Genomic DNA, 18,090 nt, shown 5'->3' with positions numbered 1-18,090 from the left:
GCCCGTCAGAAACACCGCAGAACTGGCTTTGCCAGGCTGCTGGTGTTGCCCCCTGCATGTCGTATCTGTTTTTCAAACAGATACGAGGGGGGTTGGCGAAAGACGCGCAGCGCTGCAGCCTGGGGGTGAGCTTAATTTCCAGGAGATTTCTTATGCGCAGCCAAGCCATCCAGATCCACCAGCACGGTGGCCCCGAGGTGCTGACCCTCACCGAGGTCGATGTGGGCGAGCCCGGACCGGGCCAGATCCGCATCCGCCACCACGCCATCGGCCTGAACTTCATCGACGTATACCAGCGCAGCGGCCTGTACCCGCAGAACCTGCCGGTGCAGCTGGGTATGGAAGCGGCCGGGGTGGTCGAGGCGGTGGGCGAGGGCGTAACCCATCTGCAGGTAGGCGACCGCGCCGCCTATGCCAGCAACCCGCCCGGCAGCTACTGCGAGCGCCGCGTGATGCCCGCCACCTGCGTCTGCAAGCTGCCCGATGCCATCAGCTTCGAGACCGGCGCGGCCATGATGCTCAAGGGCCTGACAGCGCAGTACCTGCTGAAGAAAACCCTGCCCCAGGGCGGCTTGCTGCCCGGCGACTTTGTGCTGTTCCACGCCGCCGCCGGGGGCGTGGGCCTGATCGCCAGCCAGTGGGCCAAGGCGCTGGGCCTGCAACTCATCGGCACTGCGGGTTCTGAAGAAAAATGTGCCTTGGCGCTGGCCAATGGTGCGGCATACGCTATCAATTACGCAGCAGAAGACTTCGTCGCGCGGGTCAAGCAGATCACCGGCGGCCAAGGGGTCAAGGTGGTCTACGACTCGGTGGGCAAAGACACTTTTGAGAAGTCGCTGGACTGCCTGCGCCCGTTTGGCCTGCTGGCATCGTTTGGCAACGCGTCCGGCCCGGTGGCACCGTTTGCCCCCGGCATCCTCGGCCCCAAGGGTTCGCTGTACCTGACCCGCGCCACCCTGTTCAGCCACATCACCACCCGGGAGAGCACCCAGGCCATGGCCGACGACCTGTTTGCCGTGGTGGCCAGCGGCCAGGTGCAGATCCACATCGGCCAACGCTACGCCCTGGCCGATGTGCAACAGGCCCACCGCGACCTGGAAGCCCGCAAAACCACCGGCTGCACCATCCTCACGCTATGAGTGTGCCGTCTTGGCTGGCCCGATTGCAGGCAGACGCTAATCAGCCGCCGCTGCGGCCCCGTGCGCCGCTGTGGGCGGGCACGGTGCAGGTTGGTTCGGTAGAGCCGGAATTTATACGGAAAATAGAGCTACAGCGCATACCTTACCTGCACCGAGTGCTCTTGAAAATAGAGCAAAACGGCGTCGCAGGTTGGCAGCTGCAGGGCGACGCTACCAACAGCCTGGCGCACCTGGCCCAGATCCTGCGCGACGCGGGCCTGGCCGCCGCCTGGCGCGATGAGCAACTGGCCGTGCCCGGTGCCGACGGCCAGGTCGTCGCCACCGTGGAGCGCGCCGTGGTGCGTGCCCTGGGCATCACCACCCGCGCCGTGCACCTGGTGGGGGCCGCGCCCGATGGCCGCGTCTGGGTACAGCAGCGTGCCCTCAACAAGCCGAACGACCCCGGCCTGTGGGACACATTGGTGGGCGGCATGGTGTCGGCCGCCGACAACCCGGACACGGCCTTGGAGCGCGAAACCTGGGAAGAAGCTGGCCTGCGCCTGCCCACGCTGCACGCCCTGCGCCTGCGCGGTCAGTTGACCACCCGCCGCCCCAGCACCGACAGCGGCGGCGCAGGCTACGTGGTAGAGCACATCCACTGGTACGACTGCGTTCTGCCCGAAGGCCTGGAGCCGCAGAACCAGGATGGTGAGGTGCAAGGCTTTGCTCTGCTGGCCCGGGCGGAATTGGCTCAGCAGCTGGGGCAGGGCGCGTTTACCGATGACGCGGCGCTGATATTGGCGGACTACCTGGGGCTGGGTTGTTAGTTGCAAATAAAATAGGTCTCTACCGCACACTCAACCTGCGCCTGCAGCTACATAAAAAGTAGCAATCAGGCTTCCATACCCATGCAACGACCGCGCTTTCTTCCCGACAACTTCACCCTGGCCCTGCTGGCCACCGTCACCCTGGCCAGCCTGTGGCCTGCGCAGGGCGTTACGGCGCAGTTTTTTGAGGGGCTGACCACGGCGGCGATTGCGCTGCTGTTCTTTTTGCACGGGGCGAAACTGTCGCGGGCGGCGGTGGTAGCGGGCCTGGGCCACTGGCGGCTGCACCTGCTGGTGCTGGCTTGCACGTTTGTGTTGTTTCCCATTTTGGGCCTGGTGCTAAAGCCGCTGTTTTCTGCGGTGCTCACCCCTGATCTGGCGGTGGGCATGCTGTTTTTATGCACTTTGCCCGCGACGGTGCAGTCGGCCATTGCGTTCACCGCCATGGCGCGCGGCAATGTGTCGGCGGCCGTGTGCAGCGCCTCGGCCTCCAGCCTGATCGGGGTGTTCATCACGCCGCTGCTGGTGGGCTGGCTGGTGGTGCCGGGTGGGGTGTCGGGCTCGGGCGAGTTGGAGGCGGTGGGCCGCATCATGCTGCAGCTGATGCTGCCGTTTGCCGCCGGGCAACTGTTGCAGCCCTGGATTGGCGGCTTTGTAAAAAAGCACGCCGCTGGGCTGAAGTTTGTGGACCAGGGCTCCATCCTGCTGGTGGTCTACACCGCGTTCAGCGCGGCCGTGATCGAAGGGCTGTGGAAGCAGGTGCCGCTGCCGATTCTGCTGGGCCTGGTAGCCGCCTGCTGCCTGTTGCTGGCCCTGGCGCTGACCATGACCACCTGGGGCAGCCGTTTGTTCGGATTTTCCAAGGAGGACGAGGTCACCATCGTCTTCTGCGGCTCCAAAAAGAGCCTGGCCAGCGGCGTGCCCATGGCCAAGGTGCTGTTTGCCGCGCACACCGTGGGCGTGATGCTGCTGCCCTTGATGATCTTCCACCAGATCCAGTTGATGGTCTGCGCCGTGCTGGCGCAGCGTTACGCCAAAAGACCACTTTAAGCGCCCCATGAGAAACCCTTTAGACACCCTCCGCCCCGATGTTCGGGCCATGCAATCCTACGTGGTGCAGGATGCCACCGGCATGGTCAAGCTGGACGCGATGGAGAACCCGCACCGGCTGTCGCCCGCCCTGCAGGCCGAGCTTGGCCAACGCCTGGGCGAAGTCGCGCTGAACCGCTACCCCGATGGCCGGGTAGATTTTTTGCGCCAAGTGCTGGCCGCCCACAACGGCCTGCCCGCAGGCTACGGCCTGATTTTGGGCAACGGCTCGGACGAAATCATCAACCTGCTGGCCATCGCCTGCAACCGCCCCGGTGCCACTGTGCTGGCTCCGGTGCCGGGCTTTGTGATGTATGGCATGGCCGCGCAGCTGCTGGGCCTGAACTTCGTGGGCGTGCCGCTGACTGCCGACTTCGAGCTGGACACGCCCGCCATGCTGGCCGCCATAGCCCAGCACCAGCCCGCCATCGTCTACCTGGCCTACCCGAATAACCCCACGGCGAATCTGTGGGATGACGCGGCCATTGAGCAGATCATCCAAGCCGCCCCCGGCCTGGTGGTGATCGACGAGGCCTACCAGCCGTTTTCCAGCAAAACCTACCTGGACAGATTGACGCGCCACCCCCACGTGCTGCTGATGCGCACGCTGAGCAAGTTTGGCCTGGCCGGTGTGCGCCTGGGCTATTTGATCGGCCCGCAGGCGTTGGTGGCCGAGATCGACAAGGTGCGCCCGCCTTACAACGTCAGTGTGCTGAACTGCGAGTGTGCGCTGTTCGCCTTGGCGCATTTAGAGGTGTTTGCGGCTCAGGCCCAGGAGATACTTACGCAGCGTGCTATTGTTTCCGTAGCGTTGGGGGTTTTGCCGGGCGTGAAAGTCTGGCCCAGTGACGCGAATATGCTGCTGGTGCGGGTGCCTGATGCCGCCAAAACCTTCGACGGCATGAAGGCCCAGGGCGTGCTGGTCAAGAACGTTTCTAAAATGCATTCCTTGCTGGCAAATTGCGTACGTATCACCATCGGTACTGCCGAAGAGAACGAACGCATGCTGGCCGCCTTCCAAAACTCCATATGACTACCCCCACCGCTCCTGTTCTGCAACGCACCGCCGAAGTCAGCCGCAACACGGCCGAAACCAAAATCACCGTCAAGCTCAACCTGGACGGCACGGGCAAGTCCACGTTGCACACCGGCATCGGCTTTTTCGACCACATGCTGGACCAGATCGCCCGCCACGGCCTGATCGACCTGGACATCCATTGCCTGGGCGACCTGCACATCGACGGTCACCACACCGTGGAAGACGTGGGCATCACCTTAGGCCAGGCGGTGCATAAGGCGGTGGGCGACAAAAAAGGCATTCGCCGCTACGGCCATGCCTACGTGCCGCTGGACGAGGCGCTGAGCCGCGTGGTGATCGACTTTTCGGGCCGTCCCGGCCTGGAAATGCACGTGCCCTTCACCAGCGGCATGATCGGCGGCTTCGACAGCCAGCTGACCTACGAATTTTTCCAGGGCTTTGCCAACCATGCGTTTGTGACCCTGCACATCGACAACCTGAAGGGCGTGAACGCCCACCACCAGGCCGAAACCGTGTTCAAAGCCTTTGCCCGCGCCCTGCGCTCGGCGCTGGAGCTGGACCCGCGCTCGGTGGGCATGATCCCATCGACCAAAGGCAGTTTGTAAGTAAAATCAGCTTTTAGCGTATATTCCTCCTGCACAAGCAGCAATCAAATTGATAGCAAATAAAACGGTCGCCGTGGTGGACTACGGCATGGGCAATCTGTTCTCGGTATCCCAAGCCGTGATGCACGTGGCGGCTGCCAGCGGCTATACCGTGGTGGTCACCTCCCGCCCCGAAGACGTGTTCGCCGCCGAGCGCGTGGTGCTGCCCGGCCAGGGTGCGATGCGCGACTGCATGCGCGAGTTGCATGACTCGGGCCTCAAAGAAGCTGTGCTGGATGCCGCCCGCAACAAGCCGCTGATGGGCGTGTGCGTGGGCATGCAGATGCTGCTGGACCACAGCGAAGAGCAAGACACCCCCGGCCTGGGCCTGATCCCCGGCACCGTACGCCGCTTCGATCTGGCAGGCCGGCTGCAGGCCGACGGCAGCCGCTTCAAGGTGCCGCAAATGGGCTGGAACCAGGTGCGCCAGCAAATCCACGGCGGCCAGCGCCACCCGGTGTGGGGCGAGGTGCCCGACAACAGCTACTTCTACTTCGTGCACAGCTTTTACGCCGATCCGTCGGATGCACGCCACAGCGCGGGCTTGACGGAGTACGGCGCAGCGTTTAGCGCGGCCATTGCACGCGATAATATTTTTGCGACACAATTCCACCCAGAGAAGAGCGCCGAACACGGTTTATCCCTGTACCGCAACTTCCTCCACTGGTCCCCTTGATTCCACTTTCGGAATATTTTTTTTACCAACCCGCTGTTCACGGCACCATGCTTCTCATTCCTGCGATAGATCTGAAAGACGGCCACTGCGTACGCCTCAAACAAGGCGACATGGACCAATCCACCACCTTCGGCGAAGATCCCGCCGCCATGGCCCGCAGCTGGGTGGACAAGGGTGCGCGGCGGCTGCATCTGGTGGACCTGAACGGCGCGTTTGCGGGCAAGCCCAAGAACGAAATGGCCATTCGCAAGATCCTCAAAGAGGTGGGCGGCGAGATCGACGTGCAGCTGGGCGGCGGCATCCGCGACCTGGACACCATCGAGCGCTATCTGGATGCGGGCCTGCGCTACGTCATCATCGGTACTGCAGCGGTCAAGAACCCCGGCTTTTTGCAGGATGCTTGCACCGCCTTTGGCGGCCACATCATCGTCGGCCTGGATGCCAAGGACGGCAAGGTCGCCACCGATGGCTGGAGCAAGCTCACCGGCCACGAAGTGGTCGATCTGGCCAAGAAGTTCCAGGACTACGGCGTGGAATCCTTTATCTACACCGACATCGGCCGCGACGGCATGCTGTCGGGCATCAACATCGAAGCCACCGTCAAGCTGGCCCAGGCCCTGCACACTCCCGTCATCGCCTCGGGCGGCCTGAGCAACATCGCCGACATCGAGCGCCTGCTGGATGTGGAAGACGAAGGCATTGAAGGCGTGATCTGCGGCCGTGCCATCTACACCGGTGACCTTGATTTCACCTCGGCCCAGGAACGCGCCGACAACTACGGCGATGTCTGAGTTGCAGGCCCGCCCCGAACTCTTCCAGAACCAACCCTGCCTGCGCCTGAGCCACCCCTGTGGCGATTCGGTGCTGGTCGCGTTGCACGGCGCGCACATCCTGTCGTGGACCAGCGGCGGGCAAGAGCGCCTGTACCTCAGTCCCAAAGCCGTTTTTGACGGCCACACCGCACTGCGCGGTGGCGTGCCGCTGTGCTTTCCGCAGTTCAACCTGCGCGGCAGCCTGCCCAAGCACGGTTTTGCCCGCACGTCTGCGTGGACGCAAGTGCCTGCTGTCGAGGGACAGGATGCGCTGGAACTGCAGCTCTGCAGCAGCCCGGCCACGCTGGCCCTCTGGCCGCACGCCTTCACCGCCACGCTGCGCGTCGAGATGGCACCTGGCACGCTGCAGTTTGCCTTTACCGTCGACAACACCGGCCCCGAGCTGCTGGACTTTGCGCTGGCGCTGCACACCTATTTCCGCGTCCACGACCTGCCCGCGCTGCAACTGCAGGGCCTGGCCGCCCAGCCCTACTGGGACGACGTGGCCCAAACGAATCGGCTGGAGCCAGGCACGGTAAGCTTTGAAGGCGAAGTCGATCGCGTCTACCAGGCCGCGCCCGAGCCGCTCACCCTGGTCGATGGCGAAGTGCAACTGCGCATAGTGCAAAGCGACACCCTGGCCGACACCGTGGTCTGGAACCCCGGTGCCGCCAAATGCGCCGCCATGGCCGACATGCCCGATGCGGGCTACCAGCAGATGGTCTGCGTCGAGGCCGCGCAGGTCAACACGCCCATTACCCTGGCGCCCGGCGCGCAGTGGACCGGCTGGCAGCGCATCAGCGTTCTTTAATTTTTGGAAACCCCCATGCTGGCCAAACGCATCATCCCCTGCCTGGACGTGACCGGCGGCCGGGTTGTCAAAGGCATCAACTTTGTCGAACTGCGCGACGCGGGCGACCCGGTGGAAATCGCCGCCCGCTACAACGACCAGGGCGCGGACGAACTCACCTTTCTGGACATCACCGCCACCAGCGATGGCCGCGACCTGATCCTGCACATCATCGAAGCTGTGGCTTCGCAGGTCTTCATCCCGCTCACCGTAGGCGGGGGCGTGCGTACCGTGGAAGACGTGCGGCGCTTACTCAATTCGGGGGCCGACAAGGTCAGCTTCAACTCTGCCGCCATCAGCAACCCGGAGGTGATCGAAGCTGCATCCGCCAAGTACGGTGCGCAGGCCATCGTGGTGGCCATCGATGCCAAGCGCCGCAGCGCGGAAGATGCGCAACGCTTAACGCCTGCGGGCGTGCCCGTTGGCCCCGGCTGGGACGTGTACAGCCACGGTGGCCGCAAGAACACCGGCCTGGATGCCGTCGCCTGGGCCACCGAGATGGCGCGGCGCGGCGCGGGTGAAATCCTGCTCACCAGCATGGACCGCGATGGCACCAAGTCCGGGTTTGATTTGGCCCTGACCCGTGCCGTGGCCGATGCCATCAGCGTCCCTGTCATCGCCTCTGGCGGTGTCGGCAACCTCGACCACCTGGCCGACGGCGTAAGCCTGGGCGGTGCCGACGCGGTGCTTGCCGCCAGCATCTTCCACTATGGCGAATACACCGTGGCCCAGGCCAAGGCACGCATGGCCGAGCGCGGCATTCCGGTGCGGATTTCTTAAGCCAAATAGGCCTTTGGCGCAGGTTTCATCTGCGCTAGCAGCTATTTTTTCAATAGCAAATTGCGGGGCGGTGCTACCGAGGCCCGCGCAACCAGTGCACAGGCCATCAGCGTCTTGGACGGGCCGTTTTGGCCGTCGAACAAGGTATCCACGCCCCAGCGGCCCATCGCGTAATGCGGCAGCGCCATGGTGGTCAGTGCCGGCCGCAGGTGCGGCGCGATGAGCTGCAGATCGTCAAACCCCACCACCGACACGTCTTCCGGAATCCGCAAGCCCAGGCTCTGCAGCGCGGCATAGGCCCCCATGGCCGTCTGGTCGTTGAAGCAAAACAGCGCGGTGGGTGCGGGGGTTTGGGCCATCAGGTGCAGCGCGCCGTCAAAACCGCCTTGCTGGTGGCAGGGCCGCTGGATGACGGCCTCGCCGCGTGGGGCGATCTGGGCCTCTTTGAGTGCGCGGTGGTAGCCCGCCAGTCGGCCTGCGGTAGCCGGAATGGGGTCAATGTTGTTGATGAACCCAATGTGGCGGTGGCCGTGTTGCACCAGATGCTGCACTGCGGTGTAGCCGCCCAGCTCTTCGTCGGGCACCACACAACGGGTGCTGGGGTCGGTGCTGAAGCAGTTCACCAGCGTTACCGGCAGGCGCGGGCCCAACACCGGCGGCAGCACAATTTCCTGGTGGTACATCATGGCGAAGATGATGCCTTCTACCTGGTGCTGCACCAGCGCGGCCACGGCCTCGGACTGCAATTGGTCTTGCCGGTTGGTGTTGACCAGCGTCAGGATGCGCCCGCCCGCCCAGGCGGCATCTTGCGCGCCGCGCACGATGTCCACGGCAAACGGGGTGCTGGCGATCTCATCCGTGACCAGCCCGAGCAGGCTGGAGCGGCCCAGCCGCAGGCTTTGCGCCACCGCGTTGGGCCGGTAGCCCAGCGCGCGGATGGCGGCCCAGATGCGCTCGCTGGTGTCCTTGGAGATTTCTTTGTCGGCTCGGCCATTGAGCACGAACGACACCGCCGTTTGCGACACCCCCGCCGCCTTGGCCACATCGCGCATGGTGGGCGCTTGCATGCGCTGGCTGCGGGTGGACGGGGGCGTGGGCATAAAAGTGGGTCACCTGTTCAGCCCAGAATCAGGCGAAGCCATTTTAAAGGCCCCATGGGGACAGGAATCAGGCGTGCATGGCTTGGGCCATGCGCAGCCGCGGCTCGGGCGCGGTGCGGGTGTAAGCCTGGTCCTGGGCATCGAAGGCATAGAGCTTATCGGGCGGGAAGTGCAGACCCACGGTGTCGCCGATCACCGCGTTGGCCGTGCCTTCTTCTTTGGCTAGCAGAATCTCGCCGGTGGCCAGCTGTACCTGCACATAGCTGCTTTCGCCCAGGTATTCGGCGTAGACCACGCGGCCTTGCACGCTGCGCTCGGCGCTGTCGGCATCGGTCAAGCGGGTGTGTTCGGGGCGGATACCGATGCCCATGTTGGCGTCTGTCGTATTGCGCGCGCCGGGGCTGACCATGGCCTGGACGGTGCGGCCCCCCGGCACGGTGATCTGGCTGGTGGTGTTGTCCACGCTTTGGCGCACGCCGGGTAGAAAGTTCATGTTGGGCGAGCCGATGAAGCCGGCCACAAAGCGGTTGCGCGGGCGGTGGTACAACTCCAGCGGAGAGCCAATCTGGGCAATGGTGCCGTATGTGTCGGTGGCGGCACCGCTGTTGAGCAGCACAATTTTGTCGGCCAGCGTCATGGCTTCGACCTGGTCGTGGGTGACGTAAACCATGCTGGCGCTGCCAAAGTCGCGGTGCAGCCGGGCGATTTCCATGCGGGTGGCCACGCGCAGCGCGGCATCCAGGTTGGACAAAGGTTCGTCAAACAAAAACACCCGCGGCTCGCGCACGATGGCCCGGCCAATCGCCACCCGCTGGCGCTGTCCGCCCGAGAGCTGCTTGGGTTGGCGGTCCAGCATCTCTTCGAGCTGCAAGATTTTAGCGGCGGCCAGCACCTTCTTTTTAATGTCTGCCTTGCTGTGCTTGGCCAGCTTGAGCGAGAAGCCCATGTTCTCGGCCACCGTCATGTGCGGGTACAGGGCGTAGCTTTGGAACACCATGGCCACGCCCCGGTCGGACGGCGGCACGTCGTTAACCAGCTGGTCCTGGATGCGGAGCTCGCCGCTGCTGATGTCTTCCAGCCCGGCCACCATGCGCAGCAGGGTGGACTTGCCGCAGCCGCTGGGGCCGACGAAGACGCAGAACTCGGCCTCACCGATCTGCAGGTTGACGTTGTTGATCACCGCACGCTGGCTACCCGCGTACACCTTGCTGATGTTCTTGAAACTGATTTCGGACATGCTGGTCTCCGGTTTTAGGTTGTTTGGCGGTCTAGGTGGATGGAACCCATCTCCCAGGCCTGTAGCGTGGCATCGGCATGGCCATCGACCGACAGGCTGCCGTGCACGCTCTCGGGCAGCGTGGGGTAGATGCGGGTGGTCAGGCACAGGCGCTCGTTGGCGTACACCTCCAGCACGCTGTGGTCTAGCAGCACGCGCAGGCGCAGCGGCTCGCCAGCGTCCAGGCACAGGTGGCCGACCACGTTCTGGTGGCTGACTTGCTGCGACAGCGCGCTGCGTGCCCGCACCACCGTCAGGCGATGCGCATCCGGCCAGTATTCGATGCGGGTGGCCTCGCTGCCATCGGGCGCGGCCAGCACGGTCAGCGCCACCTTGTGGTGGTCGTGCAGGGTGAAGCTGGCTTCGATGTCCAGGCAGCGACCGGTGAAGCGGAGCAGTTCGCCACGGGTGGCCCCGGTGGCGGTGGTGGGCACCGATGCGCCGCGCAACGCGTGCAGGGCGGCTGCCGGGCGCATCTGCAGGCGCTGCTGCGCGTCTAGCGAGAGTTCACGCGGGACGGTGAGGGCACCGCTCCAGCCATCGGCATCGACCAACAGCTGCTCGCGCTGCTCGTTGATCCAGGCCCATTGCAGGGTGCGGCCATCGGGGGTTTGCATGGCCAGGTGGGCGAATGCGCCGCTGTCACTGTCTAGCACGCCATCCGACTCGGCAACAAAGCGCTCGTCTTCAAACCGGCCCACAAAGTAGTGCGCCCCCAGGTTGGGCCACACCGATACCGTCAGCACCCATTGGCCGTCCAGCAGGAAAAAATTGGGGCATTCCCAAACTACCCCCAGCGTGGGCAAGGGCGATGTGAACAGCGGGTGGCGGTAGGTCCAATCCACTCCGTCCGCGCTGCGGTACAGCAGGCACTGGCCGCGCGCGTGGTCGGCAGAGGCGCCCACCACCATGTACCACCAGCCGCCGTGCTGGAACACATACGGGTCGCGGAAGTCCTGCGGGTGCACGCCTTCGGGCCTGTCGCGGATGGTGCGTGCGGGCTGCTTGGTCCAGCGGACCATGTCGCTGCTGGTGGCCACGCACTGCACCTGGCGCTCCAGGGTGTAGCCGGTGTAGTACAGCGTGGGCTGGCCGTCGACCAGGGCGAAGCTGCCCGAGAAGCAGCCATCGGCATCGTCCCCGGGCGTGGGCACCAGGGCGATGGGCTCGTCGCGCCACTGCACCAGGTCGGCACTGCTGGCGTGGCCCCACTGGATGCGGTCCCACCGGGGGGCATCCGGGTTGTACTGGTAGAACACGTGGTAGCGGCCCTGGTAGAAGCCGACTCCGTTGGGGTCGTTGATCCAGCCGCTGGGGGCGGTGAAGTGGTAGCTAGGTCGGTGCGGGTCGTGTGACATGTTCGATATGGAAATGGTGTGGTTCAAAAAATTACCCCTTGACGCCGCTACCAGCGACGCTCTGGATGAACCAGCGTTGAAAGACCGCGAACACCGTCAGCACCGGCAGCGTGACCATGGCCGCATAGGCCATGATTTGCCCCCAGGCCGGGGTGCGGTTGAAAAACTCTTGGATGCCGGGCATGACGGGGCGCACATCGGCGCTTTGCACCACCATGATCGGCCACAGGTACTGGTTCCACATACCCAGGAACTGCAGAATCGCCACCGTGGCAATCACCGGTTTGGACAGCGGCAGAATGATCTTGGTGAACACCTGGAAGGCCGTGGCCCCGTCCATGCGGGCGGCCTCGTCCAGCTCGCGCGGCAAGTCGCGGAAGAACTGGTAGAACAAAAAGATCGAGAACGGGCTGGCCACAAACGGCAATATCTGCACCAGATGCGTGTTGAACAGCGTGTCGGTGATGTGGATGCCGCCGCTGAAGCTGATGCCCGGCAGCGCGCTCACCAGCATCAGCAGCGGGATGGCAATCGCCTCGAACGGGATGATCAGGATCGCCACCACCAGCATCAGCACCATGCCGCGCCCGCGCCACTGCAGCCGGGCCAGCGCAAAGGCCGCCATGCCGTTGACTGCCACGCTCAAGACCACGGTGATGCCGGTGACCAGGATGGAATTGACCACGTAGCGCTGGAAGTTGCCCCGGTCTAGCACGTAGCGCACGTTGTCCAGCGTCAGCTCGCCCACCGGCAAAAACGCCCGCCACGAGCGCAGGTCGGCAAAGATTGCGTCGCTGCTTTTCAGGCTGGACACCAGCATGAAGGCAATCGGCAGCACGAACACCAGGGCCACCAGGGTCAGCAACGCGTAGTTGCCCAGCATCTTGGTATGGCGCTGCATGCGTTTGCTGGTGTGCATCATTTGTCACTCCCGGTAATCAGGCGGCGTTGCAAGAACGCAACCAGCAAAATAATGGCGAAGAAGACCACGGTGATGGTGCTGCCGTAGGCAATGTCTTGCTCACGAAAGCCGGTGCGCACCACGCTGTACATCACGGTGACGGTCGAATCCTCGGGGCCGCCCTGGGTCATCACATCGATCTGGGTAAACAGCGCAAACGCCTGCATGGTGGTGGCCGTAAGGATGAACACCGTGGTGTTGCGCAGGCCGGGCAGGGTGATGTGGCGGAACTTGTTCCACACCTTGGCACCGTCCAGGCTGGCGGCCTCGTACAGGTCGGGCGAGATGCTTTGCAGGCCCGCCAAAAAGATCACCATCTGGAACCCCATGGCCTGCCAGGCACTCATGATGACAATCGCCACCATGGCTACCGCCGGGTCCCCCAACCAGTCGATCGGTTGGATGAGGCCAAACGACAGGTTGCCCAGCAGCTGGTTCACCAGGCCAAACTGGCGGTCGTATAAAAACGTCCAGACGATGCTGATCACCACCATCGAAATCACCACCGGGCTGAAAAATATGGTGCGGTACAGCGTCATGCCCGGCAGCTTTTGGTTGATCAGCAGGGCGCAGCCCAACGCCGCGCCGCACTGCAGCGGCACCACCAGCAGCACGAAGAACGCGATGTTGAACAGGCCCCGCCAAAACAGCGGGTCTTTGGCGACCAGGGTGTAGCGGGTGCCGCCCAGGTTCCAGGCCGACACCTCACGGTAGTCCTCGTAGCCCAGGTAGGCCGGGTTGCCCCGGACCACGCTGCGCAGGCGCGGGTATTGCGGCTGGCCTTGCGCGTCCAGCACCGGCTGGCCGGTGGCGGTTTTTTCTGCCTGGATCGGCACCACGGTGACGCTGAGCAGGCGGTCGTAATTGCGCAGCCCGACAAACTCGGTCGGGTTGGGCGACAGCAGGCGCTGGTTGGTAAAACTGAACACGATGGCCAGTACAAACGGCAGCACCACGAACAGCAGCAGCGCGACCAGTGCCGGGGCCGACATCAACCAGGCCGTGCGCGACTCTAGCTTGTGCACGCGGCGCAGGCTGGGGCGCGCCGCCGGGGTTCCCGCCGCAGCGGGCAGGGGAAGGGCGGTGGACATGGCGGTGTTGCCTTAGGGCTTGAAGCCGTAGCCCTTGTTGTCCGCGATGTTGCGGCCAATGGCATCGGCGGCGTTGTCCAGCGTGGTTTGCACATTGGCCCCGGTGGCGATGTCGCGCAGGGCTTTTTCAAACGTGCTGGTCAGGAACGGGTAGCCGGGCGTGGACGGGCGGGTCAACGCGTATTTCTGCGCAAAGTCGTAGTAAAAGCGCAGCTTGCCACCTTCGCGGTAGTCGGTGGTCAGGGCCGCCGCACGCTTGGAGGCGGGCAGCAGCGAGGTGGCCTGTGCCAGCTTGGCCACGTTGGCAGGCTGTAGCATGAAGTTGATGAAGGCGGCAGCGCCCTCGGGGTTGGGGCAACTGGTGCTGATGCCGTACTGCCAGGATGCCGCGCCGATCTTGGGGCCAGTACCGAAGTCGGGCACCGGCATCACCACTGCATCGTCACCCCATTTCTTGAAAATATCGTCATGCCCCCAACTGCCCACAAAGTCCAGCGGCACCCGGCCCTGGAGGAAGGATTTGTCGTCGGCGGGCTTCTTGTTGACGTAGCCCTTTTTGAACAGGTCCTGGAACCAGTTGCCGAACGCTACGGCAGGCTTGCCGTTGAGCACGCCCTCGGCAGTGGTCATGCTCTTGCGGTCGATCAGGTCGCCGCCAAAGCTTTGCAGCCAGGGAGAAAAGCCATACGTCCACCACTCGCCGTCATAGCTGTTGTGGATGTCGATCACGTATTCAAACTCGGGCAGCTTCTTCAGCTTGGCCAGGGCGTCGTTGGTCTCGGCCAGGCTCCAGGGCTGGGCAATGGTGGCAATCCGCACACCTGCTTTGGCCAATGCCGACTTGCGGGCATACAGGGCCAGTGCCACGTCGTACTGGCCCACTGAATACAACACCCCCTTGTAGCTGCCCTTGCCGCCTTCCAGCAAATCGGCCTGGATGTCTTTGTCCAGCAGTTTGTCCAGCGGGCGCACATAGCCGGACCAGGCAAAGTTGGCCACGGTGGGCTGGTCCATGTCGATCAGGCAGGGCAGCTTTTTGGCCACGGCGGCGGCGGTGACCGACTGGGTGAACGAGCCCTTGGGCAGGTTCTCGTAGACCACTTTGTACTTTGGCTGCGACTTGTTGAAGTCTTCGATCATGGCCCGGGTCAAGGTCACCTCCAGGTCGCCACTCTCGTGCCGCCACATCGAGATGTCGATGGGGGCGGCCATGGCGGTGGAGCCCAAGGCGGACAGCAGCAATGCCGGGGTGAAGTACAGAATTTTTGTCATAGTTAACTTTTACGTATTAGTCATTAAGACTGAGACTGGCTGGGCGTTTTTTTGGGCAAACGGGGTGTACCAACTAACGGCGAGAGCGTGCTGTAGAAAGTTATTAAATCGTATTAGGTGGTGGCCAGATTATTGAATTGGTCAAATGCACTGTCAATTTAGTACTTACCCGCAGGTCAGTGGGCATGGAGCCCGGGTTCGTGGGGGTGCGCACTGGCTGCTGCCTGGCTAAAAATTTATACAAAAAGTGCCTCTAGCGCAGGTTATATAAACGCAAGCAGCTATTTTTTATATAGCAAATTGACCCTGTGCCCCAAGTTGGGGATGGATTGCACCGTGGTGAGGCGATTCCCCCTGCATGCTTCCTGGGTTCACCCGCAAATCGCGCCTATCCCTGCCCAAATTTCTGGCATGGATACTGCTTAGCACAGGTGTCCACAGGTAAAGCTGCCTGTGGAGTGAAAGACTCCCTCCGCTAATGAAGGCGGAACCCCCCACGCGACCGGCTCTGTAGGGCCGATCGCCAGGTAGTTCCAACCCACGCCCGTGGTTTCGCGGAGGGTGTGTTGCACTGGTTCGTCCACGGTTCGTGCCGTGGACCGGTGCGATATGCCTGTACCTGCGACCGTCTCGGGTTATTTGCAGGATACGCACGATGAAAATAGTTTTAGTTGGCCACGGCATGGTGGGTCACAAGTTCTTGGAGACCTTGGCCGAGACCGGCATGACCGATGTCGAGGTCACGGTGCTCTGCGAGGAGCCCCGCCCAGCCTACGACCGCGTCCACCTTTCCGAATTCTTCAGCGGCAAAACCGCAGACGACCTGTCCCTGGTCGAGCCCGGCTTTTTCGAGCGCACCGGATTCCAATTGCGTTTGGCTGCCCGCGCTGCCTCGGTTGACCGTATCGCCAAAACCGTGACCACGCTGGACGGTGATGTGCTGGCCTACGACAAGCTGGTGCTGGCCACTGGCTCCAACCCCTTTGTGCCACCGTTGCCCGGGCGCGACCGCGAACACATCCACGTCTACCGCACCATCGAAGACCTGGAGGCCATGACGGCATCCGGTAAAAAATCGAAAACCGGTGTGGTGGTGGGCGGCGGCTTGCTGGGCCTGGAATGCGCCAAAGCCCTGTGCGACATGGGTCTGGAAGCCCACGTAGTCGAATTTGCCCCCCGCCTGATGACCGTGCAGGTAGACGAAGGCGGTGGCCGCGTGCTGCGCGCCAAGATCGAAGAACTGGGCCTGCACGTACACACCGGCCGCAACACCCAGGAAATCACCGACGGTGCCACCGCCCGCCACCGCATGGTGTTTGCCGACGGCACCCATCTGGAGACCGACATGATCGTGTTCTCTGCCGGTATCCGACCGCGTGACGACCTGGCCCGCCAATGCGCTCTGGCTATCGGTCCACGTGGTGGCGTGGTGATCGACAACGCCTGCCGCACCAGTGACCACAACGTCTACGCCATCGGCGAATGCGCCGCGTGGAACGAGCAGGTATTTGGCCTGGTGGCTCCCGGCTACGACATGGCCCGCGTGGTGGCCCGCCAGATTGCCGGCGAAGCCACTGCCGCCTTTACCGGTGCCGACATGAGCACCAAGCTCAAGCTGATGGGCGTGGACGTGGCCAGCATTGGCGATGCCCAGGGCCGCACCCCCAAGAGCCGCAGCTGCCAGTACGTGGACGAGCTGCGCCAAATCTACAAGAAGATCGTCATCAGCGAAGACGGCAAGAAGCTGCTGGGCGCGGTGCTGATCGGCGACGCCACCGAGTACGGCACGCTGCTGCAAATGGCGCTGAACGGCATCACCCTGCCGACCGACCCCGAATTCTTGATCTTCCCGTCCAGCGACGGCAAGGCCAAGCCCGGCCTGGGGGTGGAGGCGCTGCCCGACGCGGCGCAAATCTGCTCGTGCAACAACGTTAGCAAGGGGGCGATCTGCGCCGCCGTGGGCGAGGGCGCTTGCACCGTGGCCGAAATCAAGGCCTGCACCAAGGCCGGTGCCACCTGCGGCGGCTGCGTGCCGCTAGTCACCCAGGTGATGAAGTTCGAGATGGGCCGCCTGGGCATGGCCGTCAACAACCACATCTGTGAGCACTTTGCGTACTCGCGCCAAGAGATCTACCACTTGGTGCGTGTGGGCAACATCAAGAGCTTCGACGAGTTGATGGCCAAGCACGGCACCGGCCTGGGCTGCGACATCTGCAAGCCGGTGGCCGCCAGTGTGCTGGCCTCCATCTGGAACGAGTTTGTGCTCAAGAAAGACCTGGCCGGTTTGCAGGACAGCAACGACTACTACCTGGGCAACATCCAGAAAGACGGCACCTACTCGGTGGTGCCGCGCATGCCGGGTGGCGAGGTCACGCCGGACGGCCTGATCGCCGTCGGCCAGGTGGCCAAGAAGTACGGCCTGTACACCAAGATCACCGGTGGCCAGCGGGTCGATTTGTTCGGCGCGCGCGTCGAGCAGCTGCCCCCCATCTGGGAAGAGTTGATCGACGCAGGCTTCGAATCGGGCCATGCCTACGGCAAGTCGCTGCGCACGGTGAAGAGCTGCGTAGGCTCCACCTGGTGCCGCTACGGCGTGGGCGACAGCGTGGGCCTGGCCGTGGAGCTGGAGCACCGCTACAAGGGCTTGCGCAGCCCGCACAAGATCAAGTTTGGCGTGTCGGGTTGCACCCGTGAATGTGCCGAAGCCCAGGGCAAGGACATCGGCATCATCGCCACCGAGAAGGGCTGGAACCTCTACATCTGCGGTAACGGCGGCATGAAGCCGCGCCACGCCGAGCTGTTTGGCTCTGACATGTCCAAGGAAGACATGGTGCGCATGATCGACCGCGTGCTGATGTTCTACGTACGCACCGCCGACCGCCTGCAGCGCACGAGTACCTGGCGCGAAAACCTCGAAGGGGGCCTGGACTACCTGAAGGACGTGCTCATCCACGACAGCCTGGGCCTGTGCGCCGAGCTGGAAGCGCAGATGCAGCACGTGGTCAACACCTACCAGTGCGAGTGGAAAACCGCTGTGTCCGACCCCGAAACCCGCAAGCGTTTCCGCAGCTTCGTCAACAGCGACAAGAAAGACGAGCATGTGATCTTCGTGGAAGAGCGCGGCCAGATCCGGCCCGCCAGCGCAGAAGAGCGCGTGTCTGCTGTTGCTATGGCTGTTGAAACCGCATAAGGATACT

General features: G+C 63.5%; 16 protein-coding genes. 10 read left to right on the top strand and 6 right to left on the bottom strand.

Features of this window, described 5'->3' with window-relative positions:
* Positions 1–152 precede the first annotated feature (152 nt).
* The 9 genes from AC097L_RS05740 (at position 153) to hisF (ending at position 7,835) form a co-directional block, all read left to right on the top strand.
* Positions 153–1,139 (top strand): quinone oxidoreductase family protein, encoded by a 987-nt coding sequence (locus AC097L_RS05740; RefSeq protein ID WP_479585303.1) that lies wholly within the window; start codon positions 153–155, stop codon positions 1,137–1,139.
* A gap of 161 nt (positions 1,140–1,300) precedes the next feature.
* Entirely contained in the window at positions 1,301–1,945 is a 645-nt protein-coding gene (locus AC097L_RS05735) for an NUDIX hydrolase (RefSeq protein ID WP_479585302.1), read from the top strand.
* A gap of 81 nt (positions 1,946–2,026) precedes the next feature.
* Positions 2,027–2,995 (top strand): bile acid:sodium symporter family protein, encoded by a 969-nt coding sequence (locus AC097L_RS05730; protein ID WP_479585301.1) that lies wholly within the window; start codon positions 2,027–2,029, stop codon positions 2,993–2,995.
* 7 nt (positions 2,996–3,002) lie between these two features.
* Complete coding sequence (hisC, locus tag AC097L_RS05725) at positions 3,003–4,067, top strand: histidinol-phosphate transaminase (protein WP_479585300.1); 1,065 nt, start codon at positions 3,003–3,005, stop codon at positions 4,065–4,067.
* Positions 4,064–4,678 (top strand): imidazoleglycerol-phosphate dehydratase HisB, encoded by a 615-nt coding sequence (hisB, locus tag AC097L_RS05720; RefSeq protein ID WP_479585299.1) that lies wholly within the window; start codon positions 4,064–4,066, stop codon positions 4,676–4,678. Before hisC ends, hisB begins: the two co-directional genes overlap by 4 nt.
* 52 nt (positions 4,679–4,730) lie before the next feature.
* Positions 4,731–5,393: an imidazole glycerol phosphate synthase subunit HisH gene (hisH, locus tag AC097L_RS05715; RefSeq protein ID WP_479585474.1), complete on the top strand. Its 663-nt coding sequence runs from the start codon at positions 4,731–4,733 to the stop codon at positions 5,391–5,393.
* 47 nt (positions 5,394–5,440) lie between these two features.
* Positions 5,441–6,184 (top strand): 1-(5-phosphoribosyl)-5-[(5-phosphoribosylamino)methylideneamino]imidazole-4-carboxamide isomerase, encoded by a 744-nt coding sequence (gene hisA, locus AC097L_RS05710; RefSeq protein WP_315191474.1) that lies wholly within the window; start codon positions 5,441–5,443, stop codon positions 6,182–6,184.
* Positions 6,177–7,016 carry a D-hexose-6-phosphate mutarotase gene (locus AC097L_RS05705; RefSeq protein WP_479585298.1) on the top strand — a complete coding sequence of 280 codons (840 nt, stop codon included), beginning with the start codon at positions 6,177–6,179 and terminating at the stop codon, positions 7,014–7,016. The genes hisA and AC097L_RS05705 overlap by 8 nt, the downstream gene beginning before the upstream one ends.
* A gap of 15 nt (positions 7,017–7,031) precedes the next feature.
* Positions 7,032–7,835, top strand: a complete 804-nt coding sequence (gene hisF / locus AC097L_RS05700; RefSeq protein ID WP_479585297.1) for an imidazole glycerol phosphate synthase subunit HisF — start codon at positions 7,032–7,034, stop codon at positions 7,833–7,835.
* 41 nt (positions 7,836–7,876) lie between these two features.
* Here the strand turns inward: hisF and AC097L_RS05695 are convergent, their stop codons facing one another.
* From AC097L_RS05695 to AC097L_RS05670, 6 genes are all read right to left on the bottom strand, one after another.
* Positions 7,877–8,935, bottom strand: a complete 1,059-nt coding sequence (locus AC097L_RS05695; protein ID WP_479585296.1) for a LacI family DNA-binding transcriptional regulator — start codon at positions 8,933–8,935, stop codon at positions 7,877–7,879.
* 67 nt (positions 8,936–9,002) lie between these two features.
* A complete protein-coding gene (locus tag AC097L_RS05690) occupies positions 9,003–10,172 on the bottom strand; it encodes an ABC transporter ATP-binding protein (RefSeq protein ID WP_479585295.1) in 1,170 nt (389 codons plus the stop codon).
* 14 nt (positions 10,173–10,186) lie between these two features.
* Entirely contained in the window at positions 10,187–11,596 is a 1,410-nt protein-coding gene (locus AC097L_RS05685; RefSeq protein WP_479585294.1) for a glycoside hydrolase family 32 protein, read from the bottom strand.
* A 4-nt stretch (positions 11,597–11,600) separates the two neighbouring features.
* Entirely contained in the window at positions 11,601–12,491 is an 891-nt protein-coding gene (locus AC097L_RS05680) for a carbohydrate ABC transporter permease (protein ID WP_479585293.1), read from the bottom strand.
* The gene (locus AC097L_RS05675) at positions 12,488–13,621 is read right to left on the bottom strand and encodes a carbohydrate ABC transporter permease (RefSeq protein WP_479585292.1); all 1,134 of its coding nucleotides are present in this window, start codon (positions 13,619–13,621) and stop codon (positions 12,488–12,490) included. The genes AC097L_RS05680 and AC097L_RS05675 overlap by 4 nt, the downstream gene beginning before the upstream one ends.
* A 12-nt stretch (positions 13,622–13,633) precedes the next feature.
* The gene (locus AC097L_RS05670) at positions 13,634–14,893 is read right to left on the bottom strand and encodes an extracellular solute-binding protein (RefSeq protein ID WP_479585291.1); all 1,260 of its coding nucleotides are present in this window, start codon (positions 14,891–14,893) and stop codon (positions 13,634–13,636) included.
* 655 nt (positions 14,894–15,548) lie between these two features.
* On the opposite strand from AC097L_RS05670, the gene nirB reads away from it, so the two are divergent.
* Positions 15,549–18,083: a nitrite reductase large subunit NirB gene (nirB, locus tag AC097L_RS05665; protein WP_479585290.1), complete on the top strand. Its 2,535-nt coding sequence runs from the start codon at positions 15,549–15,551 to the stop codon at positions 18,081–18,083.
* Positions 18,084–18,090 lie beyond the last annotated feature (7 nt).

The organism is Rhodoferax sp. RT5P35 (assembly GCF_056521385.1).
The sequence above is the reverse complement of the archived record's forward strand: the minus strand, read 5'-3'. Positions and strand labels throughout refer to the sequence as shown.